Raw genomic sequence first — 24,741 nt, forward strand, 5'->3', positions numbered from 1 at the left:
ACTCCTATCGTTTGGGTGTCTCAGATTCTCGTTCCGGACCGTCCGGTCATGCTCTCTCGAAGTTGATTTCTCCAATTAAGTCCATATTCCCTATATAAAACTCGTGGTTCCAAAGGATATATTCGATAATTTTGAAGTGGCAATAGACGTTTGTGTTCTGATCTGCGGATCCTAGTCTTTGGTCTGATGAACTTGCTCGACGTCCACGGAGGCGTGATCTTGCGCTCGGCCTCACCCGCATAGTCGTTCGCCGCGACGCCCTCGATGAAAGAGAAGGTCTTCGCGATGCGGGCGCGCGGCTCCGGGAACGTTGTCTCGGTATCGTCGTGCCGGGGCGGCGTCAGGCCGGCGAGCCGCGCGCCCGCCTTCACGGCGTCGCAGGCGCTCGTGACCTGGTAGGAGAGCGGCGCCAAGGCGGGCGTACGCCAACACGTCGGTGTCGAACTTCCGGTCGAAAGCATGCCTCTCGGCCCGGTCCAGCCGGCCGTCGACGAGCCTCAGCGTCCGGGTGCATTGGGAGACGATTGCAGGGTACATCGGAGGGTCTCCGTCGCGTGCCGGCCGGCGCCTCAGGCCGCCTCCTTGAGGGTGGCCGTCGCCTTGACGTACGGATTGGCGCCGTGGCTGAGGCGCGCGACCCCGATCTCCGCGAGGCGGAGCTTCGCGGGGATTCCTTCGGTGACCATGACGTTGACCGGCAGGCCGGCGCCCTCGACGGCGCGCCGGATCAGGCCCTCGTCGCGCAGGCCCGGGACGAAGAACCCGGACGCGCCGGCCTCCCCGTAGGCCTTCGCCCGGTCCAGCGCCTCCGCGATGGCCACCGCCGGGTCGGGGCCGCGGCCGAGGAAAAGGTCGGTGCGGGCATTGATGAAGAGCGGGACGCCGAGGTTGTCCGCGGCCTCGCGGATGGCCGCGATCCGGCGGGCTTGCCGGTCGATGGCGTTGAGGCCGGGTCCCTTGACGACGCGGTCCTCGAAGTTGATCCCGACGACGCCGAGCGCAAGAAGCCGCGAGACGTTCCTGGCGAGTTCGTCCGCGTCCTCACTGTATCCGCCCTCGAAGTCGACCGTCAGCGGCACGTCGACGACGGCGGCGATGCGTGCGGCGACCTGCTCGACGTTGGAAAACGGAAGATCCTCCCCGTCGCGGTAGCCCTGGGCCTCGGCGACCGCCCAGCTGCTGGTCGCGACCGCCTTCGCGCCGGCGTCCTGCACGGCCTTGGCCGAGCCGGCGTCCCAGACGTTGTAGAGGATCAGCGGCGTGCCCTTTTCGTGCAGGGATGCGAACAGCTTGGCCTTCTCGACCTGGGTCATGACGAGCTCCTGATGTTCCAGGTGGGGGGACGTGTTCGGATCGGGCCGGCCGGCCCGATCCGCGGGGCAGGCTCAAGCGGCGTGGGGCGCCTTCGCCGCTGCCGAAGCCGCCGCCTGGCGCTTCGCACCGAGCCGGCGCACGATCACGTAGAAGGTCGGCGTGAAGAGCAGGCCGAAGACCGTGACGCCCAGCATGCCCGTCAGCACGGCGGTCCCGAGCGATTGCCGCATCTCGGAGCCGGCACCCGTGGCGATCGCCAGCGGCACGACGCCGAGAATGAAGGCGAAGGAGGTCATCAGGATCGGGCGCAGCCGGACCCGCGCCGCCTCGACGGCCGCCTCCACCGCCGTCTCGCCGTGCTCCTCGGCCTGCCGGGCGAACTCGACGATCAGGATTGCGTTCTTGGCGGCGAGGCCGACCAGGACGACGAAGCCGATCTGGGCGAGGATGTCGATCGGCATGCCCCGCAGGTCGAGGCCCGCCGCCGAGGCGAGCAGGCACATCGGCAGGATCAGCACGATGGCGAGCGGCACCATCCAGCTCTCGTACTGGGCGACCAGCACGAGGAAGACGAACAGACCCGCGGCGGCGAAGATCGCGATCGTCGGCGTGCCCTGCTGCTCCTCCTGGTGGGCGAGGTCGGTCCACTCGAAGTCGAAGCCGGCCGGCAGCACCTGCTTCGCCAATTCGGACATCGCCTTGATGGCCGTGCCCGACGACACCCCGGGCCCCGCCGCACCCAAGATCTCGGCGGCCGGATAGAGGTTGTAGCGGGGCACGCGGTAGGGAGCGGTCTGGCTTTTGAAGGTCGCCACCGAGCCGACCGGCACCATCTCGCCGCTCGCGTTCCTAGCCTTCAGCCGGGCGATGTCGTCCGCCGTCCTGCGGAACTGCTCGTCCGCCTGGACGAAGACCGGGTAGGTCCGCCCGATGAAGTTGAAGTCGTTCACGTATTGCGAGCCGATGTAGAGCTGCAGCGTCGAGAACACGTCGCTCGGGGTCAGACCGACCTTCTCGGCCTTCAGCCGGTTGATGTCGGCGTAGACCGAGGGTGCACCAGCGTTGAACAGCGTGAAGACGCCCGCGAAGTGTCCGGACTTATTGGCCGCCGCGACGAGGTCGTTGGTCGCCTTGGCCAGCGCCTGGGGCCCATGGTCGCCGCGATCCTGGATCATCAGCTTGAAGCCGCCCGCGGCGCCGAGCCCCTGCACGGGCGGCGGGTTGACCACGATCACGACCGCACCCTGGATGCCGGCGAGACGCGCGCGGATCTTCGGCAGCATGGAGGCTGCGTTGATGCCCGGGACGTGCTTGTCGTAGAGCGAGGGGAGGCCGTAGAAGACCGTGCCGACGTTCGGGGCGATGGTGCTGGTGGTGACGTCGAAGCCGGTGACCGGCGAGGTGTGGGTGATGCCCTTCACCTCGGGCGTGTCCAAGATGATCGCGTTGACCTCACGGACCACCGCGTCGGTCCGGTCCAGGCTGGAGCCCGGCGGCAGCATCACCACGACCGCTTGGTAGCCGATGTCCTGGTCGGGGATGAAGCCGGAGGGCATCCGCGACATCTGGAAGCCCGTCAGGCCGATCAGCCCGACATAGACGATGGCGACGACGGTGGCGGCCCGGATGAGGCGTCCCGTGAACCGGCCGTAGCCCGACGACAGCCACTCGAAGCCGGCGTTGAAGCGGCCGAACAGGGCCGAGACGATCCGGCCGACGAAACCCTTCCGCGCATGATGGTCGTGCGGCTTCAGCAGCACCGCGCACAGGGCGGGGCTCAGCGTCAGCGAGACGAAGCAGGAGATCACCGTCGAGGCCGCGATGGTGATGGCGAACTGCTTGAAGAACAGCCCCGAGATGCCGGAGATGAAGGCCGTCGGGACGAACACGGCGCAGAGCGTGAGCGCGATGGCGATCAGCGCCGTCGAGACCTCGGTCATCGTCCGATGGGCGGCGTCGCGCGGCGACAGCCCGGCGGCCATGTTGCGCTCGACGTTCTCGACCACCACGATCGCGTCGTCGACCACTATGCCGACCGCCAGGACGAGGCCGAACAGCGACAGGTTGTTGATCGAGGCGCCGAAAATGGCGAGCAGCGTGAAGGTGCCGATCAGGGAGATCGGGATGGCGATGACCGGGATGATCGTCGCCCGCCAGCTCTGGAGGAACAGGAAGACCACGGCCACGACGAGCAGCACCGCCTCGAAGATCGTATGGATGACGCCATCGATGGACTGGTCGACGAAGTTCGTCGGGTCGTAGATCTTGATGTAGTCGATGCCGGGCGGGAACTTCTTCTTCAGCTCCGCCATCTTGTCCCAGATCGCGTGGTGCAGCTGGTAGACGTTGGCGTCGGGCGTGGCGATCACGAACCACGGGGCGGAATTGTACCGGTCGGCGTAGGCCTTGGAGCCGTAGTCGGCGGATCCGATCTCGGCGCGGCCGATGTCGCGGATGCGGGTGACGCGGCCCTGGTTGTCCGACTTGACGATGATGTTCTCGAATTCCTCGGGCGAGGTCAGCCGGCCCAGGGCCTCGACGTTGATCTGGTAGGCGGCGGGACTGGCGAGCGGCGGCTTGTTGAGCACGCCCGCCGAGACCTGCACGTTCTGCGACCGGATGGCGGCCAGGATCTCGTTGGCGCTGATGTCGTAGGAGGCCGCCTTGTCGGGATCGACCCAGATCCGCATCGAGTATTGCCGCTCGCCGTAGATCTGGAAGTCGGCGACGCCCGGGATGCGCGCGATCTCGTCCCGGATGCGCAGCATGTAGTTGGAGATGTACTCGGGCGAGCGGGACCCGTCCGGCGAGTAGACGTGGACCCCGAGAAGCAGGGCCTGGATGGTCTTCTTGACCTGCACGCCCTGGAGCTGGACCTCTTGGGGCAGCCTGCTCAGCACGTCCTGGACGCGATTGCGCGTCAGCATCAGCGCCGTGTTCACGTTGGTGCCGATCTTGAAGATCACCGTGACCGTGAGCGCGCCGTTGCCGGTCGATTGGCTGGAGATGTAGTCCATGCCCTCGACGCCGTTGACCGCCTGTTCGAGCGGGGTCGCGACGGTCTTGGCGATGGTTTCGCCGGACGCACCGGGATAGGTGGCGGTGATCTGCACCGTCGGCGGGACGATGCTCGGATACTGGGCGATGGGCAGCGAGATCATCGTCGCCAAGCCGAAGACCACGATGAAGACGTTGAGCACCACGGCGAAGCGCGGGTGGTCGATGAAGAAGTGCGCGAGTTTCATGGCGGCCCCCAAGCCGTGGCGGTGCGTGGACCCGGGTTCAGTTCTGGGCGACGGCGACGGTGGCTTGCTTCGCCGAGACCTTCGTCCCGGGTCGCGCCAGCGCGATGCCGTCGACGATGACGCGGTCGGTCGGGGCGAGCCCCGAGCGGATCACCCGGAGCCCGTCGCGGAGATCGCCAACCTCGACCTTCTTCGGCGCCACGACGTCGTCGGCACCGACCGTCATGACGACGAAGTCCGACTGGTCTGGCAGCACCGCCGCGTCGGGCACGAGGAGCGCGGGCGCCGGCTCCGAGAGCGCGAGGCGGACGCGGGCGAACTGGCCCGGCGAGAGGAACAGGTCCGGGTTCGCGTAGGTGGCGCGGGCGTGGATGGTCCCGCTGGAGCGATTCAGAACATTGTCGACGAAGTCGAGCTTGCCCTGGCGGTCGAAGCCCGCCTCGTCGCCGAGCGATGCCGTGACCGATTTCGAGAGCGGCTTGTTCTGGTCGCGGCGCTCCCGCTGGAACTTGAGCCAGTCCCCCTCGCTCATGTCGAAGTCGAGATAGATCGGGTCGAGCGAGACGATGGTGGCGAGCAGCGTCGTGGCGCTCGCCGCGGCGCGGCTCCCGGCGATCAGGCCGCCGAGGGAGACCTGCCGCGCGCTCATGCGGCCCGTGAACGGCGCCGTGACCCGGGTGTATTCGAGGTCGAGCTGGGCATCGCGGACGCGCGCCTGTCCGTCATCGAGGGCGGCTCGCGCCGCGGCGACCTCGTTCGAGCGCTGGTCGAGGGTCTCCTGCGTCGCGAACTGGCTGCGCGCCAGGGACTGGCTTCGAGCCAGCTGGCTCTCGGCCAGAGCGAGCCGGGCCTTGGCCGTCTCGGCCTGCGCCTTGGCCTGGGCGAGCTTGATCTCGTAGGGGCGGGGGTCGATCACGAAGAGCAGCTCGCCCTTCTTCACGATCTGCCCGTCCTGGAAGTGGATCTCCGTCAGCGTGCCGCCGACCTGGGCGCGCAGCTCGACGCGGTTGATCGCCGAGAACTGGCCGAGGCCGGAGAGGCGGACGTCGACCTCCCGGCTCAGCGGGCTCGCCACCGTCACGTTCGGCACCGGCGCCGCCACCGGGGCCGCCGCGTGCGGAGCCTCGTAGTGGGTGTAGCCGTAGAACCCGGCGCCACCGAGGAGGACGGCGACCAGCGGCAGCGCCAGCACCCGGCCCGTAGCGGACCGCTTCCTCGTGCCCTTCGACGGGATGGCCTCGAAGTCCTTCAGGGATTTGGGGGCGACGTCGATCATGACCGAGGATCCTTCAGGCTCGGACCCCAAGGGGTATTTATTTGTGGAGCGAAAGCTCCTATAAACATGTATATGGCGAGGCGGACGGCCCCGTCAACACATTTTTGGAGCGAAGGCTTAGAAAAATGTCCGAGCCGCAGAAGAGGGGTCGCGGTCGCCCCCCTAAGATCGACCGGCAGGCGGCCCTGCGGGACGCGATGACGCTGTTCTGGGAGAACGGCTACGAAGGCACGACCTTCGACGACCTCATCGGCAAGATGAGCATCAGCCCGTCGAGCTTCTACAATGCGTTCGGCAGCAAGGAGCGCCTCTACCGGGAGGCGACCGAGTGCTTCGTCGAGGGAGCCCGGAAGTGGATCCTCGAAAGCCTGTTCGAGGAAGGTGTGACCACGCGCACGGCCTTCTCGAACCTGTTCGCGGCGGCGGCGACCCAGTTCACGAGGGAGGACATGCCGCGCGGCTGCATGGTCTCGCTGTCCGGCACGCACCAATCCGCGAGCCTGACGTCTCTGCGCGACATGATGGTCGACATCCGCGCGGGGACGGAGACCCAGTTCGCCGAGCGCATCCGCAAGGGCGTCACGGAGGGTGACGTGCCTGCCGATGTCGACGTGGAAGGTCATGCGGCTTTCCTCCACACGCTGTTGCGCGGCTTGGCCGTCCAGGCCCGCGACGGCGCCACCTGCGAGAAGCTCATGAGGATCGCGAGGGCCGGTCTCGAAAGCATGCCCGCCCGGTTGAGCGCCTGACGGCGTCCGGCGCGTGCCGGCCGTCGCACGCGGCCCGGACATGACTGCGAGCGTCGTCCGTGCGACGACCTCCGGGCGTTTGTCCCTTCTCAGGGCCACGGCACAAAGGCCAGTTACGCATCAATTTCTGCCAACGGCAGGCGGACGTCGGCGATCGGTTCGTCCGGGTCCTCTCGGCCGACCGACGGCTAGGGTCGGTTCGCGAGCTCCGCAGGCGAAGCGATCCGGACCCCGTCGGCCGGCCGGCCAAGACGCGCGCCGGATTGCTACCGGCACCTTCCTCGGACACCGGCGTCCGCCCGAACCGGCTCCTGATCTCGTTCGGGGTCGCGCGCAGGTGCCGGACGAATGCCCGGCGCATCCGTTGCAGGTCGCCGAAGCCGTAGCGGACGGCGATCGTCTCCAACCGCGTGCCGCTCTTCTCGATCGCCTCGCGGGCGGCCTGGACACGCAAGCTCTCGACGAGCCTCGCCGGAGCCATGCCCGTGCTGGAGACGCAGGTGCGGGCCAACGTCCTCAGGCTCATGCCTGCCTTTTCCGCCAGCGTCTCGGCGCGCAGGTCCGCCGCCAGGTTGTCGGCGATCCAGCCGAGGAGCTTGCGCAGCGGGCCTCCGGCGTCCGCGATCTGGCCCGATAGCAACGTGCTGAATTGGGACTGGCCGCCAGGTCGCTTGAAGAAGACCACCAGTTCCCGCGCCGCTTCGAGCGCGACCTCGATGCCGAGATCCTCCTCGATCAGCGCCAGCGTCAGGTCGACCCCGGCGCTGATCCCCGCCGACGTCCAGACCCGACCGTCTTTGATCCATATCTGGTCGCGATCGGCCTTGATGTGTGGGAATCGCCGCTCTAGCTCGTCGCAGTAGCGCCAGTGCGTGGCCGCGCGTCCGGCCGCGAGAACGTCGGCCTTCGCCGCCAGGAACGCGCCCGTGCAGACGCACGCGAGCCGCGACGCGCGGCGGGCGAGCTCTCCGACCCACCCGACCAGAGCCGGATCCTCGATCGCTTCGAGCGCAGCGTTCCCGCCCGGGATGATCAGCGTGTGGATCGGATCGGCGACGGACGCCGCCGGGACGCTCCCGAATTCGACGCCGGGACAGTCGCTTCCGACCAAGCCTCCCCCGACCGAGGCGAGCGTGACGGCATACGTGCCGAGCCCGGTCGCGCGCAGGGCTTGCACGGGGCCGGCCACGTCATACGAGGCGACGCCCGGATAGATGACGATGCAAACGTTCCGCCGATCGCCCATGTGCAACGCCTCGTCTCGCGCGGCCCCGTCATGGTCGAGCCGGCCGTGGAAGATCCCAAAGGTCGCGGGAGCTGAAGGCATGCCTCCGCGGGACCGTGCCCGATGCCGATCAGGCGTGGCCGAGGACCTTCCGGTTCCTGCCGTCGATCACCTCATGGGTATGCGCCGTCGCTCCCGGCCCCGGAGCGAAGCGGACCTCGTGATAGGACAGGGGCCGTCCCCCCTTCGCGCGGACGACGATCGGCTCGACCGGCTCGCCCGTGGCGTCCTCGACGAGCGCCGTCCGGGGCTTGCAGTCCGGCGCCAGCCAGCGGTCGCCCCACTGCATCAAGGCGACGATGACGGGATAGAGATCCTCGCCCTTCGGGGTCAGCCGGTAGCCCTCGGTGTTGGCGCGCTCCTCCAGCTCGAAGCGCTCGACGATCCCGAGCTCGGTCAGGCGTTGCAGGCGGGCCGTGAGGATGTTGCGGGCAATGCCGAGCTCGCGCTGGAACTCGTCGAAGCGGCGTGCGCCCTGGGTGCACTCGCGCACAATGAGCAGCGACCACCACTCGCCGACCTCGTCGAGCGCCCGGGCGATGGAGCAGTTCATGCCGGAGAAGCTCTTCCGCTGCATGGCGACCTTCACGAAAAATTAGTTGCATCATAAAACTGACACTGATAGTTGCATCATGCAACTGCGATGGCCGCGGGTCAAGATGCAGTGCCAGAGGAGGTCTCCATGGATCGGCGTTTGCTCGTACTCGCCTTAGGGATGTTCGCCCTCGGGACCGACAGCTTCGTGATGGCCGGGGTGCTCCCCGAGATCGCTCGCAGCTTCGACGTTTCCATCGGCGTGGCCGGCCAAGTCACGACGGTCTACGCCATCACCTACGCGCTCATGGCGCCCACCATCGCGGCGGTCGCCGCGAATGTGCCCCGCAAGGCCCTGCTGCTGGCGAGCCTCGCGACCTTCGTGGTCGCCAACCTGGCCACCGCACTTGCGCCGACCTTCGGCTTCGCCCTCGCCACGCGGGTCCTGGCAGGCATCGGCGCCGCGATGTTCGCTCCGACCGCGACCGGCGCCGCCGCCACCATGGTGTCCCCGGAGAAGCGCGGCTTCGCGCTCGCGGTGGTGATCACGGGGCTGACCACCTCGACCGCCCTCGGCACGCCCGCCGGCGCGCTCATCGGCGGCCTCGGCGACTGGCGCTGGACGATGGTGTTCGTGTCGGGCCTTGCGGCCGTCTCCGGCCTGGGCGTTTGGGCGCTGCTGTCGCACATCCCGCTGCCGCCCGCGATCAGCCTCGCGAAGCGGATCGCTCCCGTCCGTGACCCGCGGGTCGCCCTGACCCTGCTCACCACCCTGGTCTACCAGACCGGTCACTTCATCACCTACACCTACTTCGCCGTCGTCTTCGACCGGGTTCTCGGTAACGACACCCTGGTGATCAGCGCCCTTCTCGTGCTCTGGGGCGCCAGCGGCATGGTCGCCAACCTCGTGGCCGGGCGCCTTGCCGACGCGGTAGGCAACCGCCGTGTGATCCTCGCCGGGCTGGTGATCCTGATCGCTGTCATGGCCTGGTTGCCCACCGCCGGTGCGAACCTCGGAATGACGGCGGTCGCGGTCGCTGTCTGGGGCGCCGTGGCCTGGGGCCTGCTCGCCCCGCAACAGCACCGCCTCGTGGTCGCCGCCCCTCAGTCCGCGCCGGTGGTGCTCGGCCTGAACACCTCGGGCACCTACCTCGGCGTCACGGCCGCCGGCGTCATCGGCGCGCTGGCGATCCCGGCAGTGGGCGCGCACGAGCTCGGCTACGTCGGTGCCGGCATCGTGGTCGTCGCCCTCGTCCTCGCCGAACTGGCGACGCTCAGGATCAACGCCGCCAACCGGACCGCCCACAGCCCGGCGTTGGCTTCCGCGTGAACCGGAGCGGGTCTTGGCGTCGGCCCCGCGCGGCGCCCAGTTCACAGCTCTCAAAGCTTGAGAATGCTCCGAGAGGCCTGGTCCCTTAACGTCCAGTCGGCGAATGGCCGCTTCGGAGACACCATCAGGATCGGCCGAACGACGGCAATGGGCGCAAAGCGGAATAGCGCCTCTCGGGCGGGGGCTCGGCGAAGCAGACGTGCGGCGGCCATCGGCTTGAGCGTGGCGCGGGCTGATCAGGTCCCATGTGATGCGAACGGCGTCATCGAGAGAAGACACGGGTTCATGCCGCGGCTTGGATGAAGCGGCCGGCGCCGTCGGTGCTCTGGTCCAGGGGATCGGTATCGCGAGAGAGGGCGTCTCTGGTCGTGCGGCCTACCTGTAGAGCAGCAAGGTAGTCGACGGCGCGGCTGGCCTCGCTTGCAGCCGTCGCGAGGGCCCGAGGCTCGGAGCACAGGAGCGAAGCCCAAGCGGCGCAGTAGGCGGCGTGATCCGGGTGCGGCGCGCGAGCAACGCCAAGGTCAGCTAGGACGAAGGCGGCGCCGAGTTCCGCCACGAGTTCCTCGGCGGCATAAGCCTGGCTGCCGAAGCAGTCCGTGAGGTCGCGGGCGAGGCGGTGGCGGGCGCCGGTCCAGTGCACGAGTTCGTGGGCGAGGGTCGCGGCGTAACCTTCGAGGGAGTGGAAGGCGCTGCGAAGGGGCAGCAGGATGGTGTCGATCTTCGGCACGTAGCAGGCGCGGGCGCCGTCCTCCCGAATGATGGCGCCGGTGGACCTGACGAAGGCAGTGAAGACGACGGGTGGGTCAACCGTCTCGCTCGGGTGAGACTGGGCCAAGTCCTTAGCACCGTCGACCTGGGCGGCGTTGAAGACGTGGGCAGCGCGGGCGACGAAGCGGGGTGAGGCGTCGTCGGTGTCCGGCATGCCTTCGGCCAGAGCTTGGCTGGCGGGTAGGTCCTTAGAAGATGACAGAAGTGCCTCGCTCGCCCCGGCGGACCAGCGCACCGAGGGCGGCCCATTGTCGACCGGACGCTGTCGGAGAGGTGTACTATCTCGCCCACCTTTCCGACCGTTCAATGGATCGTGTCGCCGTACTGGTGGGCTTCTCGGAGAGCCCGGAGAATCACGCCAAGGTCGATCCGACCATCGCAACAGGCATCCACTTCGACTATGGAATGATGAGATAATGACTCTAAGTGGTTGGCTGCAAACCGGGCCATCCTCTTCTTCTGCCAACCCTATCAGCTATCCCATGGACTGCGGGCATGCTGGATCTGCAGCCGAAGCTTCAGTTTGCGATAGGCTCGTAAATACAGCATGCTTGCATCAGAGTGGGAGTTCTGCCTTTGAAGATTTTGTACTCCTCGGCTGACCTCAACAATAAAATTCACGAGATCTGGGCATCTCCAAGGCCAGATGAGGAGAGAGTCATACTGGTCGCATTCGTCGGAGCGACTGCGGAAAATTACCTGCCCGATCCGGACGGGCTTGAGATCATCTGCTGGCTTAAGCCAAGATCAACCGATGCAAAGGCTCTTCACAAGCTAGAGCAGCGCGGCGCCAAGACTTTCAAATCAGACAATCTCCAAATGGAGGTTTGCTGGTCAAGCAAACGGGGCTGCGTAATCGGTTTTGCTAATGCCTCTCAGAGTGCCCTCGGAAGAGGCGGACTGAAAGAAGCTGGTGTTTGGTTTCCGGCGAGCGTTGTGGATATCAATTCTTTGCGGAGTTACGCAGCCGCGTCGCCCATCAAAGTTGATGATCTAAAGCGATTGAAGCGGCAGTCAGCCTTAATACCTCCGGGATGGTCAGGAACAAGCGGAGGCGGAGGCAGTAATGCGTCGAGCTTCCTTGAATGGTGTTCTTTCCCCGATCGGCCTGATTGGAAGCTGGGTTGGTGGGATAGCGAGGGCGAATTTGCGAGGGCAGCATTAGCTGTAACGAAGGAGCGCTACGGTCGTCATGAGCCGAGTAGGGTAACGGAGGTAAAGAAGGGTCAAGTTAGACGAGGCGATTGGCTTTTAGAATTTGAGCTACCTACCGGAAAGCACCTAAATTGGATGCACGTCGATTTTGTGGTTGGCGTAGATTATTCAGATCTTGCTTTTGATGAGAATTACCCATATCAAGCCGTCCAAGCAAACCCGCTGGCGTCTTATGCCTCTCGCCCGCCATTTGCGATTGACCCAGCATTCCGCAAAGCGTTTGCTCGTGCCCTGAAGCTGAAGAATGAACACGAGAAGATTGAGCGTCGAATAGCACTGACACCATCCAAGAGCTTTATTGAACGCATGAGGACGATGGTGTTGGAGCTCGGCGAGTAGCTTATTTGCCGAATCGGCTCACTCCTGTGACTTGACCGGTCAGGCGTGTGGCTGTTCAATCCGGTTGTACAGCCCTCCCAGCGAGACGCCGGGAAAACGCTTTTGAGATCAATGCTTAGCTGTTCAGGAGGCATAGTCCTTTCCTGGGCACCATTCCCGAATTGGTTTCTACCAAGGTTTCAAGCAGTTAGGTATCGATAGGCGGTGCTCGTGGTGATACACGAGGTCGGATAGCGTCGACCGCTCTCGGGCGCCCAGGTCCAGCGCCAGCCTCCTTCCGCGCGTTCGGCCTCGACGTCGGCCAGCCGCTCGCAGGTCCGCCAGAACTTGGGCGCGTGCTTGCCATAGGGCAGGGGGATTCGTGGCCACGCTTTCCGTGTTGCGATAGCGCTTGTAGTAGAAGAACACGCAGCCGTTCGGCTTCGTGTACCGTTTCACGTATGGCGGCAGGTCAACCGTTCCGGTTGCGCTTCTCGGCCTCGGCAAAGCGAGCCCCCCAATCCGTTCGAGGGGCGGCACTTTCGATGGCCGGCGCGCCGACCGTCAATTCCGGGAACAGGTCGGCGCGCTGCCGCTTCGCCCACCGATCGACGGCCTCGATGAGGTACATGCCCGTGGTTTCGTCCGGCACTGGAAAGCCGCGAGCGTAGAGGCGCCGCTGGCAGGCCGAGAACTGGTCCGGCGTCAGACCCATCCGGCGTGCAATCTTCTCCGGCGAGGCGAAGATTGGATCCAAGCGGAGGCGCACCTCCGGCGCCTTGGGCGCGATGCGTGCCTTAGCCATCGGCTCGCTCCTCCCCTCCGAACGTCCGCTCGATCGCATCGCCGGCCGCGGCGAGGACCGTCCGCAGCCGCTCTACCGCAGCCTCCAGGTGCTTCTCCGCCTCGATCGCCTCATCGACGGCCTCGGCTTTCACCGCCGCGTCCAGGCCATCGTGAGCCTCAACGGCCTGCCGGGCCGCCCCGCGCAACGCGCCTAGCACCGCCGCTTCGACCCCAGCCCAGATCTCGCGTGCCTCCGGTCCAAGATCGGCCCAGGTAGGCGCGGCGCCGCGCGGGCCCAGCGTCATGCCGGCGAAGCGCGCCTCGTAGGCCGTGCGGCCGGGTTCGTGCGCCTCAGCCATTGCGCGCCACCTTCGATGCGCCTGCCCTTACTCCGGAAGATCCATAGAGATGGCACGCTACTCGCCTTACGAAAAAGGGCGGCCTTAAACGTGCGCCGACAACCGCGGGGGCGGTGCGATGTATCAGACGTTCAAAGCAGTTTTCGATCTGATTTGTCTCGGAATTGCGGTGACGGCTTTCGTCATGATCGCCCGCGATATGCTGCTCTCCGACGAAGTCGCGGAGGACGCGGAGCGAGACACTCAGAGCTAACCTCATGCTCCGGCTCCGATGTTTGGGGCTTTAGCGGTCATCGCGAACTGACGACGAACGCGCTTGCCCGCCGCACGTGCCGACACCACGTCCCGGGCGCGTAGACTCAGGAAAGGATCGGCATGGCGCGTTTCATCGTGATCGACAGAGCAAAGGGCCGCGTCTACGGCGACACGGCACGGTACGGCCGAGCCGGCAATGTGATTTCGCCGGCGGATGCGGCCTACCTGATCGACCGTCGGCTTGGCCGTGCGGAGCGCGGTTTCGGATATGTGAGCCGGCACAGCGAGTCCGCAAGCTACGACGTTTTCGAAGTGCCCTCGTCGAGTCCCGATCTGGCCCGGTCGAGCGAGGCCTAGGCGCATGATCTCGTGCGCGAGCATGGCAAATTCGTTGCCGCACTGATCTCCTACAATTCCTGAATTGGCTGCCGAGCAGATGAGTCGCGTCACGCTGCGGCTCCGATGTCGAGGTCGTGGTTCGACATGTGTGGCACCTTCGACCCGCAGGGCCGGATGAGAGCCGGCCGGTGGATCGTCATCATGATCGAGGCGTGATCAGGCACTTGCAGCCTCTGCAGAGGCGCCGAGCGATGACGACCGAGCCGCTGTTCCTCATTCTGCTCGTGAGCTTTGGTCTTGGCTGCCTACTGATCCACGCGGCCCGGCAGTTTGCGACGGCTCTCACACCGGTGCTGGCTGGTGCCGCGGTAATGTTGGCTGCCGCTGCCGCAGCGATCTTCGCCGCTCAGTCTGGGCTGTCGCCTCCAGCCGCAGGCTTCATCGACGTCCCGCTTGCCTATCAGGCCTTTTGAGGACGTGGCGGTGCCCAAGCGGATACGATGACGGCCCAAGAGGCGCAGACGAGCGGGACCAGACGGTGGCCGAACCGAGCCATCGCTTGCTTGTTGTCTCGCCGAAAGGAGACGCCCATGCCCGACAAGCCTGCCAACCCCGACGATCTGGCCGAGACCACCTACGATGCCGATCAGGCCGCGGAATCAGGCGATCAGATCGTCATAGCTGAGCAGCAGGCTGGTGCGTCCCCGTCGAACGAGCCGGTGACGAATGAGCCGATCGCAATCGAGACCGAGGATGCCGACGTGGGTCTGAGCAGCAAAGGTGCCGAGGCTGGCCAGATCCCGGGCAAGCGGGAGACTGACTTCTGATTGGATGATCAGGGTCGAGGCCGGCGCTTCAGGGCCGCGAGCGCTGCATGGCGGGAATATTAACGGCTGACCGGCAGTCTTTATGTGCTCACGAGCGTAAGGGGCAGCCGTGTTCATCGAGAAACGGAAGGTTCCGCGGCAGAATGTTTTCCAAGTTGGGCAGATCTTCTCCGGAGACTGCTCGGTTGAGGTGAACTGCCTGGTGCGCAACATGTCGGCCATGGGCGCCCTCATTGAGGTCGCGCTGGCAGAAAGCGTTCCGGACCAGTTCGACCTGCTATTGCCCTCGAACGGCCAGATCCGCTCATGCCAGGTCGTGAGAAGGACGCGGCACCTGCTCGGCGTCACGTTCGCTAAGCGCGCAACCCGAGGAGCAGACGAGTAGCGGTTCATCGCCCGGATGCCCTTAAAAAGGCCACCGCCCGCGAAGCTGTCGATGATGAGCGGGCGGGTCATACGGCGGCTCCGGTGTCGGGGGCGTCGGCGGGGGCGAGCGCCTGGACCTCTCCAGGTTGAGGCGCGTTGTCTCAGTATCCGGAGGTCGCGCCATGCCCGACGCACCGATGACGAACGAGCCGCTGCCGCTCTGTCTTGATGATCCTGGCGTGAGCCTCACCCGAGAAGTCGCAAGCGAGACTTCCGCCGAACCGTTCAAGAGCAGCATCAGCTACGAGATCTGGAGAGATCACGGCCCTGAGGAGCCTTTCGGCCCGAAAGTTCAGGAGGCTATCGACGCCCTGGCGTAAAGGCCTGATCAGGAGCCAGCGATGTCCAGCAAACAGACCGGCACCGATCAGCCTCAGGATCGGCCGCCGGCGCGGCCGCACACCACGGTGCTGCACAAGCCCGAGCCGAACCCCCAGGCCCCGACGCGAAAGAAGCCCGCTGTTCGGGCCGAGGAAATCGAGGATCCCAACCCCGAGACGGTCGGCGAGCGGTAGAGTGAAGCACCGATGCCCGCCGCTGCCGAGGATGCGAATGATGAGCGAATGGCGGCGCATCCTGGCTGGAACCGGAGCCCGGCGGTCAGCCTTCCTTCTGCGACATGGAGGAAACGGCCATGATGAAAAGCATAGCCCCAGCTTGCCTGCTCGCCGGGACGCTCGGTGCGACAGCGTTGGCGCAGACCCCGATCAGCCCTCAGCAGAGCCGCGAGCGATCGCCCAATATGCCGCCTACACAGGAGATTGTTCCAGAGCGGATCCGGCCGAGCGATCCTGAAACCACCGGCACCATTCGTCGCCCGGCCCCGTCGCATGAGGGGCCGAAGATCGAAGATGGAGGCAAGCGGCCGAGCTAGCTCGGGGGCGGCCTGACAAGCAAGAGTGGTCGACGCGCTCATGCCGCCCTCCTCGCCCGCTCCACCATCCGCGCCGGCACCAGCATCCACCCACGCTCCAGCCGGGGCGCGAACTCGGTGTCATCCGGATGCCAGCTTCGCTCGCAGGCGCCCCGCGTCCAGCGCGCCGGTGTTGGTTCCGCGGTAGACGGTGCGGCCGGCGTTGAGCAGGAGCCACGTCATGCCGGCCCTCTCAGGCCGGCAGAACCGACCAGACTGGCAGACGTTGGACTGAACGTGGTTCGAGGACGGACGCATCGAAGGCACACATGACCAAGTCGACCGACGGCAAGAACAAGCCCGATCAACCGAGTTCGCAGGCGGACGAATCCGACATTGCTGCGCCGCGGCTGACCCCGCAGGGGCGCATCGATCCAGACGAAGCCGGCGAAGACTCGACCGACCCGAACGGCGGCGCCAAGACAGGTCAGACCGACAAAGCCGAGGGCTGATTTTGCAGTTCGCGTCCTGGCAGGCGGGCGCGACCTGATACGGGTTCCCCCACCGCGTCGGCCGGGCGACCTTGACGGCAGGCAGCCCATTCACGGCCCGGCTGTGCGCCTGGAGGTTGAAGCCGACGGCGCGGGAGAGGCGGAGGCGGACGGGGGCGGCTCGGACTTTGTTTGGCTGACCCCCGACGAGGTTGCGGGCCTGCTGAACAGCCTCGGTGGATTCGAGACCATCGCGGCGATCAAGCAGGCCTGGCCGGGAGCCAATGATCCTCAATCGGCTCGAGTTACAGCAGGCCAAGGTCGCCGCCGTGAAAGCGAATGGCCGCCTCCGTGATGCTTGTGACGCCTGCCAGATGGATGATCGCGTCGGCCGCACCGTTGTGGTCGACGTCCACGTAGAGGTTGCTCTTCGACGTGTCGAAGAGGGCGAAGGCTTTCGACCCTCCCAGCTCGACATCGGCTTTCAGGAGCGACAGAGCGGCCCCCTCGCTCGGCACGGCATGCAGCTCGACCCCATTAGCCTTTCCAGCGAACAGCGCCGTGAAGTCGAGGACGTCGCCGTTGTAGCTGGAGGTCAGCTGGCCGGCTCCTTGATCGGCTGGCGCGCCCGGTGTGCCGATCGTGTTCGGGTGAAAATCAGTGATCGTGTCCATGTGGGCAGCCGTCGACTGGTTGAGGTCGACGAACACGAACACGTCGTTGCCCGCGCCGCCGGTGAATGTATCGGCTCCATAGCCGCCGGCGAACACGTCGTTGCCCGCGCCGCCCTTGATCGTCAGACCTTGCGTCACATCGTGATGGAACGACGCGTCGAAGACGACGGCACCTGCCGCTCCCGTTCCTGTGACGCCGGATGCGTCGAACGTGGTCACGTTGGGCAGACTGCTTTCGCCAAAGTTGATGCCGTGGCTACCCGTGACCGTGAGGGTCGTGGCGGCTGCATCATTCAGTTCTACGGCCAGGGCAGCGCTTCCGGAGCTGACCGATGTGTCGAGGTTGATGGTCTCCACGCCGGCGATGGTCAGCGGTGTCCCGGCGCTGGTGTGAACGATCGCATTCAGGACATCGGAGCCGCCTTGGTCCTGGAGCGTGTCGCTCGCCGTCAAGGTCGCATCCAGGCCGGCGCTGATGATGGCGTTGTAGGTGTCGTTGCCGCTCGTGCCTGTCAGGCTGTCCGTGCCTGTCGTGAGGGTGAAGAAGTGGTCCGATCCACCGAGGAGCGGGTGAGCCGCGTACACGTCCTGCCCCTGCGCCGCCTTGAAGAGGAAATCGTTCACCGCGGCGTCCGAGCGGGCGATGAATTCGGCGGATTGCGCGAAACTGTTGAGCACGTCGGCGCGTGTCGAGATGCCGGAGCCCGGCGTGTTAGCAGCTTCGAGCCAGGAATGCAGTTCGACGGCCGAGGCGCTGCGGTCCAACGCATGCGCATAAACCGACTGAAGATAGCTCTCAGTGATAATCTCACCGCTGCCGTACTGGGCCGTGAACTCCGGCGTATGCGCGAAGGCCTCAGAGATCACCTTGAGGTTCTGGCCGGACGCCTCGAAGGCGTTCACGTTGAAGTGCAGACCATCCTTATCCGGCACGTGGCCGAATGCGACTTGGTAGAGCCGGATTACGGGATCGACGTTGGTGTTGGCCTCCGTCGAGTTTACGATCGACTCGTACACCTGCGCATCGGTGAAGAAGCCGGATTGCGATGCGGCCGTGAGAGCATTCACGTCGTCGCCACTCGGGTCGCGCTGGAGGACGTTCTCGAAAGCGGTGGTGATCTGCGCAGCTGTGAGAGCCATGTGACCGTCTCCTCAAACCGAGCGTCGCCGGACGTTGAGGGGGGTATGGCCGGCGATCGTCGCCGGAACAGTGATCTCGATCACAGGGCCGGCGTCCGCGGCCACCGCTTCCAACCTACGAGAGCACCGACGACGTCGCGAACCTCCGGTCGACACGGCGCAAGGCTCAGGCCCAGTATAAGGCGCGCCAGGATCCCGAGGCGCGGTCCGAGCGCATCCGCCGGAGCAATCTGCGGCATGATGCGAAGATCGAGGCGGCGGAGGCGAGACGGCCGCTGGCCGAGGTGTTGGGGCATTGGGGCGCCGGCGCAAGGATGTGACCAGATGCCCCGACGGGATGTCCGTATGTTGATGCTAGTTGGCGGCGGTTGGGCCCGCGTGCGCCGGGATGAAGGCACTGTTCGCTTGGAAGCGAAGCTGCATTTTCAGCACCTCGAGGTAGCCGAGGTGAAGACTCGCTTCGTATTCAGCGTTCGGTCCGCTGAACCCTTGAATTCCGCTGTTCACGTCTGCGCTCAACTCTGAGAGATACGCTTCGACAATCTCTGATGCTTCCGGTTCTCCGTTAACGAAGCGCGCTGCAAGCTTGGAGAATGCGTTCTCGTAAATGTTGGCTCGGGCATGCAGCTTGGCGTGCTCTCGGCGGAGTTCATCGATTTCATCGAATGCATCGCGAGCGGGGTTTTGATCAGTCATGTGCTCATACTCAACACAGTTACTGATTCGCCTATGGTGGAGTGAAATCGGAAAAATGCAAGAACCGGTATCGGTGCTTGCCGAAGTTGCGTTCCGTGCTAGATGCTGTGTTGCGCATACCCGACCGTGACCGCGGCGACCCCGAGAGAGGCCGCCGTGACGAACCTCGAAGTCACCGCCCGTCAAGCCAAGGCGCTTGCCCGGAAGAAGCGGGGCAAAGCCGCCATGCGGCGAGCTCGCAAGACCAAGCCCTATCAGCGGGCGATCCTGCCATCGCCTGAGCGCGTGCGGGCTCGCGCCAAGACCGAGCGGCTCGAGGTCGACGAGAGCCGCGATTGGGTCGTGGTCGGGACCGAGCAGAACCGAGCTTCACGTTGCGCCAGCGAGTTGCGCGCCATCGGCCTGCCCGTGTTCGAGGCCCGCCAGGAAGAGCGGCTCGTCGCCGAGAATGGCAAGGCTCGTGTCGCACAGGTTCCGCTGCTGCGGCGCCTGCTGTTCGTCGGGTTGCTGCGCGAGGCCGATGCGCCCGGCGACCTCGCCAGGAACCGCTCCGTTGAGAGCCTATGGGCGCGCGGCGAGGAGGCCTGGATCTGGACGCCGCGCAAACGGCTGGGCTGCGCCAGGCCGATCCGGATCGGGCCACTGGCCATGCAGAAATTCGCGGACCACATCACCGGGCATCGCCGAAACGGCAAGCTTGTGCCGGACCTGATCAAGGTCCTGTTCACGACCGGCGAGACCGTCTGCATCGCCGATGGGCCGTTCGCCACCTACAATGGCGTCATCGAGCGCATCGACGCGCCGCGCGGGCGCTATACCGTGCTGGCCAGCATCCTCGGACGCGCAACACCTGTGGAACTGGACGAAGATCAGCTCGGAGTCGCTTGATGCTGCCGACGAATGCTGCATTTTCGCGAGCAGGATATCCGGGGAGCGCGCGTCCTAGACCGCCTCGACCACTGCTCAGGCAGGTTGTGTCGCCCGGACCCGGCCCACGGCATCACCGAGGCGACGGGATTGTTGCGCCCCGAGCGATCTGATCGCTGCGGGGCTTTTCTCCGGGTCAGGCATCCGGCCAGACGTAGATCTCGTGCACGCTGTCGTTGTGCCGGAACCAGTACGTCGCTGTTGCTGGATTCAGGCCATGATCGCGGTATGAGCCGGCAATGGATCTAACCAAGCTTTCGGCCTCCGAGCGATTGCCAATCTCGTAAGCGAGCAATTGCGGACGACGACCGCCGAAGTGACCGATGTAACGGATAAAAATGGAGTGAGCCACTTAGACCTCCGCATTCTAACGGACAACGCTGAGGTTGCACGTCTACGGCTCAATCATCTGTAGTTTCAGATCAACTATTTGACATAGTTAACGACATTTAACAGAATTTCGCGCATTCGAGACACAATGTGTGGAGGTCCGGATGCTCCGAGCAATGATTGTCCGGGGCATGTCCTTGCTCGCTTTCAGACGATGAGGTTGATCAACAGGATCGCCACCACACCACCTGTGATCGCGAGTCCCATCAACACAATGCTGCTGAGCTGATCGACGGTGTCGGCGGATTCTCCCTGCCGGTGAACCGGCGCGTTAGCTGGATTGCCGTGCGTGTCCATGCTCGTCTCCCTGACAGTAGGGTGACCAACGCGCGTCAGTGATTTTGGATCGCGGGTCGTCAGCGGCTTCAACGCCGACAGGAGAGAGGTGATGCCCGGCAACCCCACCCTCTCTGACCTCTGGCAACTTCGCTGGTGCGCCTGGGAGATCATGGCCCTCACCGCCATCGAGATGCCAGGTGAGGTGATGCGTGAGGCGGCGCCCCGAGCGGGTTAACCGCGTCGGGGCTTCTCCAGATCAAACCTCGGGCTTGCCCTTCCGGCGCTTCACGCGCTGCGCGCTGGGCAGGGCATCCGGCACTAGCGTGGCGCTGACCGGGTTCGGGAAATGGTCCATGGCGGCACCAGTCGCCGCATCGACGCCCATGCCGATCACGCCTCCGGCGAGGATGTTTCCGGCAAAGCCTGCCGCGCCGGAACCTGCCAACTTCGTGCGTACCGGGATCAGTTGAGGCTGATAGCCTGGCTTCGTGAACGTGACATCGAACTCGTCCGAGCGGTCAACCTCAAGCGAGCAGGGCGTGGCAGGGCAGGCATAGCCCTTCGTGGTGACCATCTGCGCGCCGGGCGGCTCGGTCAGGAAGGCCATCTTCTCAGTGGTACCGCGCGTGATGCTGCCGCACGCGCTAACGCTCGTGGCGACAAGCGCCACGGTTACCAGTCTCGACCCAATCATGGTGTCCCCCATGCCACATTCTGAGGCGGCGCAGGGGTTGTGATCATGCTACTGATGCAACGCAAGGCTGAATGATTTCGGTGTGAACTATAGGTGTGAAGTGTTGCGTGGGCGCCTCTGCAATGCTCGGCCGAGTGGGCCTGCTCGAGAGCTTGCCGCACTCGCTGTGCTAAGCGTGATGATGCGGGAGATGGATTGTGACTGGCCTGACCTTCGCCGGCGACGGCCTGCTCGAGCGCTTGTCGAACCAGCTTGGCGAGCTCGGCGCGAAGGCATCCATCGCCCTGGCCCGGGCGCTGAACCACACCTGCACCAAGGCCCGCACGCAGGTCATCAAGGCGCTGACCCAGCAGACCGGTCTGAAGCGCTCGGTCATCGTTCGGGCCGTGAAGGTCAACAAGGCAACCGCGGCGGCTGAGCAGTTCGGCTACGCGGGCAGCCTGACCTACACGCTCACCACGCATGGCGGCGACATCTCGCTGAAGTTCTTCTCGCAGAAGGAGACGAAAACCGGCGTCTCGGCCGCGCCGCACGAACGCCGCCAGCTCTTCGCAGGCACCTTCACCAAGGGCGGCCGCTTCCCGAACCGAAAAGGTCCGGTGATGGGCGGCCACGTGTTCGCGAACGTCTCGGCTGGGCACGCCTGGCGCGGCAAGGCGCAGCTGCAGAACTCGGGCGTCTGCATCCCCGACGAGATGCTGCAGGGCGCGACCGCCGCAGCCTTCGAGCAGGTGATGGGCGACGACCTCGAGAAGCGGGTCAGCCACGAGATCGGCCTCCTGATGGGGATGCCGGGGCTGTGACGGACCCGCCTCTTGAGGCGTATAGCCGTCAGTTGCTGGAGGTCACCGGAGCACCCTGCAAGGATCGGTGACCTCTGGCGGCCTCGACCTGAGCCGTCAGGCTCTCGCCACCGTAAAGAGCTGCGGCAGTGGCGACCGGACGAGAGGAGGCCATTGGCTGGCGCGGCGCGTGCTGAGCCACCCAGGTCACCACGAGAAGCACGACCACCGTGCCGAAGAGGAATCCGAGTGCCTGGGTGATGTGATCCGCCCATCGGCTCAGCGTTTTGATCATGAGGCAGCCGGCGACGAACACGGCCGCCATCGTGAAGGGCAATAGCAAGGCTTTCACTTTCTATCGGAATTGCGGGTGCCTGTCCGGTCTCCCCAATCCCTATCGACCCTGAAAGGATCCGGCGCCTTGGTATCCGGGAGCGACGATGCCCGACGCTTCAGCAACGCTCTCCCGTCTCGGCATCGAGATGCACCTGCGTCTTGCGTAGGACCGCGCAAGGATCATGGCCGCTCAGTCGTGCAAGCAACAGCAGGTCGGTCATGAGATCGACGATGTCGCACACAGCAACGCCGCTGCCGGCGATCGGATAACGCCATCGCCGTTCACCGCAATGCTCCTCAAGGTAGAGCTCGAGAGCCTTTCGAGCGAGGTCGGCTCTTGCAGCTTCCGTGGCCATGGACAATCTCCTCGACCGCCTGACCACTGGTGCCCGGGCCAGTTCGGCCTTATGCGAACCAACGGAAACGGCCCAGCCTAGTGCCGTGATGGTGCGCTTCTGTACATCAGCCCACCAAGCGCCTGAGCGGTCACGACGAGAGCGGATAGAAGAAGTGGAAGACGGCGTGACGATCCATCTCCAGGTTGCCGTGTTCGTCCTTGATCGCCCAGACGGTATGGCCTGCTTCGAGGCAGGACTTTGCGATCTGTAGGGCCTCTTGCTTGCCCTCCAGCGCAAGATGAATGTTCGGCGTTCCATCCGCCTCCTGAGCCTGTCGCTCCTCGGTCCGGCTCCATTCAACGGTCCACGTCATGGCAGATCCTCGCTCTCCATCAGATGGCGAGCATATCGTAGGATCGGCCATGCGGAGCGCCCTGCGGCTTGGCAGGGCGAGCGCTATGGAAGCTGATGACAAGCTGATCGCCGCCCCGTGGCTTGAGGGTAGCGCTTGGAACCCGGCGGGTCCTCTCCCGCCCCCCAGCCATCGCGGGCAGAGTTGCTCCCGACTTTTGATCCTCTGCAGCCTCGATTTTTGGGGTGGACATCAGGATTTCCGATGGCGGACGGCCTCAGCCTCAGCGAGTTGGCCCGGCATTTGGGGCGCGCGAAGTCGGGCCCGCACAAGCTGGCCGCCAAGGGGCAGATCCCGAAGCGCGCCGACGGCAAGTTCGACCTTGAGGCAGTTCGGACGGCGCTCGCCGCCAATACCGATCCGGCCCGCCAGACGGGCGCGTTCACGCCCGTTCACGGGCCAGAGAACGGAGAACGAGAGGCTGAGCCTGCCCCGGCCATCATCGTCCAGGCTTCCGTCGAGGCGCAGCTCGCCACCACGCGGATCCGCGAGATCCTCATGGCCGAGGGGGTCGAGACGGATGGCCCGCCACCTTCAACTATGCCAGAACGGCCGAGAAGATCGTCCAGACCTGGCAGCGCGATCAGGCGCATGCCGAGGCACGAGGCAGGTTGATCGACGCCGAGGCAGCGGGCCGGCGCTGGGCCGACGAGATCGTGAAGCTCACCACGACCGTGACGGCGGGCCTGCGAACAACGGCATCACCGCGCCCTGGCTGCTCGATGGTGTGATGAACGGGCAGGCTTTTCGCACCTGCGTGGTAGAGTCCAAGCGCACTCGAACGTGAGCGAAAAATTTCTGCGGAGCTCGGGAATAAGCGGGCCATCGTGGCGTCTATCTTCGCTGTCAGACGTGCCAGCGAGGGACCGTTCGATGTGCATGGTCGAGGAGCTGAGCGTGAACTCTCATCCCGAGATGGTCGAAGGCTCCCTCACCATTCGGGATCACGTTCGTCGTCAGCTCCAGGCACTCTTCGCCTTACGGGCGCCTGAGGTGGTGCCAGCGCGCCTGTCTGGAGCTGGGGGCAGCGATGACGACGGCAGCGACCAGGAAGGCGACGTGAAGGACCGGATCGGCAGGTCTGAGATGTGCGCGCGGGCGGAGACGGCCGCGCTCCTGGCCCTGATGACGGTCGGGGCCGATCTCACCGAGGCCGGGTCGAGGCTGCGGCGCATCCGGGACGATCTGAAGGATCTGCGTCGCCAGCAATGGACGCTCGAAGCGATGATGGGGACGAAACTATGAGGTGGTCGCCCGGCGCCACGTCGCCGAGGGTAGGGCAGGCGCCGCTCGGCTTCGTGCCCGTCAGGCGCGAGATGAATGCGCTGCCGGCTTACTGACCTTCCGAGCACTTCCCAGAGGGCCACTTTTCGGTTCCATAAACCCCCTTGCGCGAGCCGGGCGGCTCCAAAACGCCCAATCGGCGAAGGTCCGCTCCCGCGGGTAATGCAGTCCATCGCGGCCGCCCGGCTGAATGCTGGCTTTCCACCCCATCCGGACCTTTAGTGACCGCGGCTCAAATGTCCGCTTGGGGTCACTTCAAGGCATCTACCTGAGCTGCGCTGAATGTCCGCTTCCCCATACCGTCCGCCCAGAAACAGACGGGCCGCTCTCGGCCAAGAGTTGCCGAAGTTGACCCGCCAGCCTGCCCAAAGGCAGACGGTCCGCTTGCCGCCAAAGCCGGCTGATTAGACCCAAAACAT

At 65.3% G+C, this 24,741-nt stretch carries 32 protein-coding genes; 15 read left to right on the plus strand and 17 right to left on the minus strand.

Translation table 11 applies throughout. The features are described from left to right. Positions 1-20 precede the first annotated feature (20 nt). The 4 genes from WDW90_RS40730 to WDW90_RS15970 form a co-directional block, all read right to left on the minus strand. Positions 21-461 carry a DUF1993 family protein gene (locus WDW90_RS40730; protein ID WP_431311048.1) on the minus strand — a complete coding sequence of 147 codons (441 nt, stop codon included), beginning with the start codon at positions 459-461 and terminating at the stop codon, positions 21-23. 108 nt (positions 462-569) lie between these two features. After that, positions 570-1,313: an isocitrate lyase/PEP mutase family protein gene (locus tag WDW90_RS15960; protein WP_336488385.1), complete on the minus strand. Its 744-nt coding sequence runs from the start codon at positions 1,311-1,313 to the stop codon at positions 570-572. Between the two features lie 72 nt (positions 1,314-1,385). Further along, a complete protein-coding gene (locus WDW90_RS15965; protein WP_336488386.1) occupies positions 1,386-4,559 on the minus strand; it encodes an efflux RND transporter permease subunit in 3,174 nt (1,057 codons plus the stop codon). A gap of 37 nt (positions 4,560-4,596) precedes the next feature. Next, positions 4,597-5,835, minus strand: a complete 1,239-nt coding sequence (locus tag WDW90_RS15970; protein WP_336488387.1) for an efflux RND transporter periplasmic adaptor subunit — start codon at positions 5,833-5,835, stop codon at positions 4,597-4,599. A 125-nt stretch (positions 5,836-5,960) separates the two neighbouring features. On the opposite strand from WDW90_RS15970, the gene WDW90_RS15975 reads away from it, so the two are divergent. Next, positions 5,961-6,584, plus strand: a complete 624-nt coding sequence (locus WDW90_RS15975; RefSeq protein ID WP_336488388.1) for a TetR/AcrR family transcriptional regulator — start codon at positions 5,961-5,963, stop codon at positions 6,582-6,584. Here WDW90_RS15975 and WDW90_RS15980 read toward each other — a convergent pair. Together WDW90_RS15980 and WDW90_RS15985 are read right to left on the minus strand one after the other, a co-directional pair. Then, a complete protein-coding gene (locus WDW90_RS15980) occupies positions 6,529-7,911 on the minus strand; it encodes a GlxA family transcriptional regulator (RefSeq protein ID WP_336488389.1) in 1,383 nt (460 codons plus the stop codon). The genes WDW90_RS15975 and WDW90_RS15980 overlap by 56 nt on opposite strands. Positions 7,912-7,939: 28 nt before the next feature. After that, entirely contained in the window at positions 7,940-8,446 is a 507-nt protein-coding gene (locus tag WDW90_RS15985) for a winged helix-turn-helix transcriptional regulator (protein ID WP_336488390.1), read from the minus strand. A gap of 105 nt (positions 8,447-8,551) precedes the next feature. Here WDW90_RS15985 and WDW90_RS15990 point away from each other — a divergent pair, with 105 nt between their 5' ends. Then, complete coding sequence (locus WDW90_RS15990; RefSeq protein ID WP_336488391.1) at positions 8,552-9,733, plus strand: MFS transporter; 1,182 nt, start codon at positions 8,552-8,554, stop codon at positions 9,731-9,733. A 283-nt stretch (positions 9,734-10,016) separates the two neighbouring features. Here the strand turns inward: WDW90_RS15990 and WDW90_RS15995 are convergent, their stop codons facing one another. Then, positions 10,017-10,655 (minus strand): zincin-like metallopeptidase domain-containing protein, encoded by a 639-nt coding sequence (locus tag WDW90_RS15995; protein WP_336488392.1) that lies wholly within the window; start codon positions 10,653-10,655, stop codon positions 10,017-10,019. Positions 10,656-10,696: 41 nt separating this feature from the next. Between WDW90_RS15995 and WDW90_RS40735 the strand changes: the two genes are divergently transcribed. Beyond that, the gene (locus WDW90_RS40735; RefSeq protein WP_431311049.1) at positions 10,697-10,918 is read left to right on the plus strand and encodes a DUF4214 domain-containing protein; all 222 of its coding nucleotides are present in this window, start codon (positions 10,697-10,699) and stop codon (positions 10,916-10,918) included. A 159-nt stretch (positions 10,919-11,077) separates the two neighbouring features. Further along, complete coding sequence (locus WDW90_RS16000) at positions 11,078-12,055, plus strand: hypothetical protein (protein WP_336488393.1); 978 nt, start codon at positions 11,078-11,080, stop codon at positions 12,053-12,055. 451 nt (positions 12,056-12,506) lie between these two features. Here WDW90_RS16000 and WDW90_RS16005 read toward each other — a convergent pair whose 3' ends face one another. Further along, the gene (locus tag WDW90_RS16005; RefSeq protein WP_336488394.1) at positions 12,507-12,839 is read right to left on the minus strand and encodes a hypothetical protein; all 333 of its coding nucleotides are present in this window, start codon (positions 12,837-12,839) and stop codon (positions 12,507-12,509) included. Next, a complete protein-coding gene (locus tag WDW90_RS16010) occupies positions 12,832-13,179 on the minus strand; it encodes a hypothetical protein (RefSeq protein WP_336488395.1) in 348 nt (115 codons plus the stop codon). Before WDW90_RS16010 ends, WDW90_RS16005 begins: the two co-directional genes overlap by 8 nt. Positions 13,180-13,554: 375 nt before the next feature. Here WDW90_RS16010 and WDW90_RS16015 point away from each other — a divergent pair, with 375 nt between their 5' ends. The 7 genes from WDW90_RS16015 (at position 13,555) to WDW90_RS16045 (ending at position 16,391) form a co-directional block, all read left to right on the plus strand. Next, positions 13,555-13,791 (plus strand): hypothetical protein, encoded by a 237-nt coding sequence (locus WDW90_RS16015; protein ID WP_336488396.1) that lies wholly within the window; start codon positions 13,555-13,557, stop codon positions 13,789-13,791. Between the two features lie 233 nt (positions 13,792-14,024). Beyond that, the gene (locus tag WDW90_RS16020) at positions 14,025-14,246 is read left to right on the plus strand and encodes a hypothetical protein (RefSeq protein ID WP_336488397.1); all 222 of its coding nucleotides are present in this window, start codon (positions 14,025-14,027) and stop codon (positions 14,244-14,246) included. 117 nt (positions 14,247-14,363) lie between these two features. Further along, on the plus strand, positions 14,364-14,600 hold the full coding sequence (locus WDW90_RS16025; protein ID WP_336488398.1) for a hypothetical protein: 237 nt from the start codon (positions 14,364-14,366) through the stop codon (positions 14,598-14,600). Between the two features lie 109 nt (positions 14,601-14,709). After that, the gene (locus WDW90_RS16030; protein WP_336488399.1) at positions 14,710-14,985 is read left to right on the plus strand and encodes a PilZ domain-containing protein; all 276 of its coding nucleotides are present in this window, start codon (positions 14,710-14,712) and stop codon (positions 14,983-14,985) included. A 163-nt stretch (positions 14,986-15,148) separates the two neighbouring features. Further along, positions 15,149-15,346, plus strand: coding sequence for a hypothetical protein (locus WDW90_RS16035; RefSeq protein ID WP_336488400.1), 198 nt, complete (start codon positions 15,149-15,151; stop codon positions 15,344-15,346). A 21-nt stretch (positions 15,347-15,367) separates the two neighbouring features. Next, positions 15,368-15,541, plus strand: a complete 174-nt coding sequence (locus WDW90_RS16040; RefSeq protein ID WP_336488401.1) for a hypothetical protein — start codon at positions 15,368-15,370, stop codon at positions 15,539-15,541. A 667-nt stretch (positions 15,542-16,208) separates the two neighbouring features. Beyond that, entirely contained in the window at positions 16,209-16,391 is a 183-nt protein-coding gene (locus tag WDW90_RS16045) for a hypothetical protein (protein ID WP_336488402.1), read from the plus strand. Positions 16,392-16,675: 284 nt separating this feature from the next. Here the strand turns inward: WDW90_RS16045 and WDW90_RS16050 are convergent, their stop codons facing one another. Both WDW90_RS16050 and WDW90_RS16055 read right to left on the minus strand, forming a co-directional pair. Further along, a complete protein-coding gene (locus WDW90_RS16050; protein WP_336488403.1) occupies positions 16,676-18,184 on the minus strand; it encodes a DUF4214 domain-containing protein in 1,509 nt (502 codons plus the stop codon). A 354-nt stretch (positions 18,185-18,538) separates the two neighbouring features. After that, the gene (locus WDW90_RS16055; RefSeq protein WP_336488404.1) at positions 18,539-18,880 is read right to left on the minus strand and encodes a hypothetical protein; all 342 of its coding nucleotides are present in this window, start codon (positions 18,878-18,880) and stop codon (positions 18,539-18,541) included. A gap of 156 nt (positions 18,881-19,036) precedes the next feature. Here WDW90_RS16055 and WDW90_RS16060 point away from each other — a divergent pair, with 156 nt between their 5' ends. Further along, positions 19,037-19,768, plus strand: coding sequence for a hypothetical protein (locus WDW90_RS16060; RefSeq protein ID WP_336488405.1), 732 nt, complete (start codon positions 19,037-19,039; stop codon positions 19,766-19,768). Positions 19,769-19,943: 175 nt separating this feature from the next. Here the strand turns inward: WDW90_RS16060 and WDW90_RS16065 are convergent, their stop codons facing one another. The 3 genes from WDW90_RS16065 to WDW90_RS16075 all read right to left on the minus strand — a co-directional run bounded on the left by WDW90_RS16065 (position 19,944) and on the right by WDW90_RS16075 (position 21,170). Next, positions 19,944-20,159, minus strand: a complete 216-nt coding sequence (locus WDW90_RS16065) for a hypothetical protein (protein ID WP_336488406.1) — start codon at positions 20,157-20,159, stop codon at positions 19,944-19,946. A 185-nt stretch (positions 20,160-20,344) separates the two neighbouring features. Then, positions 20,345-20,494 (minus strand): hypothetical protein, encoded by a 150-nt coding sequence (locus WDW90_RS16070; protein ID WP_336488407.1) that lies wholly within the window; start codon positions 20,492-20,494, stop codon positions 20,345-20,347. A 238-nt stretch (positions 20,495-20,732) separates the two neighbouring features. After that, positions 20,733-21,170 (minus strand): translation initiation factor 2, encoded by a 438-nt coding sequence (locus WDW90_RS16075; protein ID WP_431311050.1) that lies wholly within the window; start codon positions 21,168-21,170, stop codon positions 20,733-20,735. 197 nt (positions 21,171-21,367) lie between these two features. Between WDW90_RS16075 and WDW90_RS16080 the strand changes: the two genes are divergently transcribed. Further along, positions 21,368-21,973, plus strand: a complete 606-nt coding sequence (locus tag WDW90_RS16080; protein WP_336488409.1) for a hypothetical protein — start codon at positions 21,368-21,370, stop codon at positions 21,971-21,973. A gap of 28 nt (positions 21,974-22,001) precedes the next feature. On the opposite strand, the gene WDW90_RS16085 is transcribed toward WDW90_RS16080, so the two are convergent. The 3 genes from WDW90_RS16085 to WDW90_RS16095 form a co-directional block, all read right to left on the minus strand. Next, on the minus strand, positions 22,002-22,304 hold the full coding sequence (locus tag WDW90_RS16085) for a hypothetical protein (RefSeq protein ID WP_336488410.1): 303 nt from the start codon (positions 22,302-22,304) through the stop codon (positions 22,002-22,004). A gap of 100 nt (positions 22,305-22,404) precedes the next feature. Beyond that, on the minus strand, positions 22,405-22,644 hold the full coding sequence (locus WDW90_RS16090) for a hypothetical protein (RefSeq protein ID WP_336488411.1): 240 nt from the start codon (positions 22,642-22,644) through the stop codon (positions 22,405-22,407). A 130-nt stretch (positions 22,645-22,774) separates the two neighbouring features. Further along, the gene (locus tag WDW90_RS16095; RefSeq protein WP_336488412.1) at positions 22,775-22,999 is read right to left on the minus strand and encodes a hypothetical protein; all 225 of its coding nucleotides are present in this window, start codon (positions 22,997-22,999) and stop codon (positions 22,775-22,777) included. Between the two features lie 243 nt (positions 23,000-23,242). On the opposite strand from WDW90_RS16095, the gene WDW90_RS16100 reads away from it, so the two are divergent. Both WDW90_RS16100 and WDW90_RS16105 read left to right on the plus strand, forming a co-directional pair. Next, the gene (locus WDW90_RS16100) at positions 23,243-23,653 is read left to right on the plus strand and encodes a hypothetical protein (protein ID WP_336488413.1); all 411 of its coding nucleotides are present in this window, start codon (positions 23,243-23,245) and stop codon (positions 23,651-23,653) included. A 258-nt stretch (positions 23,654-23,911) separates the two neighbouring features. Beyond that, the gene (locus WDW90_RS16105; RefSeq protein WP_336488414.1) at positions 23,912-24,283 is read left to right on the plus strand and encodes a hypothetical protein; all 372 of its coding nucleotides are present in this window, start codon (positions 23,912-23,914) and stop codon (positions 24,281-24,283) included. Positions 24,284-24,741: the final 458 nt, after the last annotated feature.

Origin of the sequence: Methylobacterium nigriterrae (genome assembly GCF_037106235.1) — a bacterium.
In the GTDB taxonomy this organism is placed as follows: domain Bacteria; phylum Pseudomonadota; class Alphaproteobacteria; order Rhizobiales; family Beijerinckiaceae; genus Methylobacterium; species Methylobacterium nigriterrae.

Coding starts and splice junctions, on each gene's coding strand:
- WDW90_RS15960 (WP_336488385.1), bottom strand. CDS start 1,313: ATGACCCAGGTCGAGAAGGCCAAGCTGTTCGCATCCCTGCACGAAAAG.
- WDW90_RS15970 (WP_336488387.1), bottom strand. CDS start 5,835: ATGATCGACGTCGCCCCCAAATCCCTGAAGGACTTCGAGGCCATCCCG.
- WDW90_RS16020 (WP_336488397.1), top strand. CDS start 14,025: ATGACGACCGAGCCGCTGTTCCTCATTCTGCTCGTGAGCTTTGGTCTT.
- WDW90_RS16105 (WP_336488414.1), top strand. CDS start 23,912: ATGTGCATGGTCGAGGAGCTGAGCGTGAACTCTCATCCCGAGATGGTC.
- WDW90_RS40735 (WP_431311049.1), top strand. CDS start 10,697: ATGACAGAAGTGCCTCGCTCGCCCCGGCGGACCAGCGCACCGAGGGCG.
- WDW90_RS15980 (WP_336488389.1), bottom strand. CDS start 7,911: ATGCCTTCAGCTCCCGCGACCTTTGGGATCTTCCACGGCCGGCTCGAC.
- WDW90_RS16075 (WP_431311050.1), bottom strand. CDS start 21,170: ATGATTGGGTCGAGACTGGTAACCGTGGCGCTTGTCGCCACGAGCGTT.
- WDW90_RS16055 (WP_336488404.1), bottom strand. CDS start 18,880: ATGACTGATCAAAACCCCGCTCGCGATGCATTCGATGAAATCGATGAA.
- WDW90_RS15985 (WP_336488390.1), bottom strand. CDS start 8,446: ATGCAGCGGAAGAGCTTCTCCGGCATGAACTGCTCCATCGCCCGGGCG.
- WDW90_RS16070 (WP_336488407.1), bottom strand. CDS start 20,494: ATGGACACGCACGGCAATCCAGCTAACGCGCCGGTTCACCGGCAGGGA.
- WDW90_RS40730 (WP_431311048.1), bottom strand. CDS start 461: ATGCTTTCGACCGGAAGTTCGACACCGACGTGTTGGCGTACGCCCGCC.
- WDW90_RS16005 (WP_336488394.1), bottom strand. CDS start 12,839: ATGGCTAAGGCACGCATCGCGCCCAAGGCGCCGGAGGTGCGCCTCCGC.
- WDW90_RS15990 (WP_336488391.1), top strand. CDS start 8,552: ATGGATCGGCGTTTGCTCGTACTCGCCTTAGGGATGTTCGCCCTCGGG.
- WDW90_RS15995 (WP_336488392.1), bottom strand. CDS start 10,655: ATGCCGGACACCGACGACGCCTCACCCCGCTTCGTCGCCCGCGCTGCC.
- WDW90_RS16025 (WP_336488398.1), top strand. CDS start 14,364: ATGCCCGACAAGCCTGCCAACCCCGACGATCTGGCCGAGACCACCTAC.
- WDW90_RS16090 (WP_336488411.1), bottom strand. CDS start 22,644: ATGGCCACGGAAGCTGCAAGAGCCGACCTCGCTCGAAAGGCTCTCGAG.
- WDW90_RS16010 (WP_336488395.1), bottom strand. CDS start 13,179: ATGGCTGAGGCGCACGAACCCGGCCGCACGGCCTACGAGGCGCGCTTC.
- WDW90_RS15965 (WP_336488386.1), bottom strand. CDS start 4,559: ATGAAACTCGCGCACTTCTTCATCGACCACCCGCGCTTCGCCGTGGTG.
- WDW90_RS16045 (WP_336488402.1), top strand. CDS start 16,209: ATGACCAAGTCGACCGACGGCAAGAACAAGCCCGATCAACCGAGTTCG.
- WDW90_RS16100 (WP_336488413.1), top strand. CDS start 23,243: ATGGCGGACGGCCTCAGCCTCAGCGAGTTGGCCCGGCATTTGGGGCGC.
- WDW90_RS16050 (WP_336488403.1), bottom strand. CDS start 18,184: ATGGCTCTCACAGCTGCGCAGATCACCACCGCTTTCGAGAACGTCCTC.
- WDW90_RS15975 (WP_336488388.1), top strand. CDS start 5,961: ATGTCCGAGCCGCAGAAGAGGGGTCGCGGTCGCCCCCCTAAGATCGAC.
- WDW90_RS16035 (WP_336488400.1), top strand. CDS start 15,149: ATGCCCGACGCACCGATGACGAACGAGCCGCTGCCGCTCTGTCTTGAT.
- WDW90_RS16015 (WP_336488396.1), top strand. CDS start 13,555: ATGGCGCGTTTCATCGTGATCGACAGAGCAAAGGGCCGCGTCTACGGC.
- WDW90_RS16095 (WP_336488412.1), bottom strand. CDS start 22,999: ATGACGTGGACCGTTGAATGGAGCCGGACCGAGGAGCGACAGGCTCAG.
- WDW90_RS16040 (WP_336488401.1), top strand. CDS start 15,368: ATGTCCAGCAAACAGACCGGCACCGATCAGCCTCAGGATCGGCCGCCG.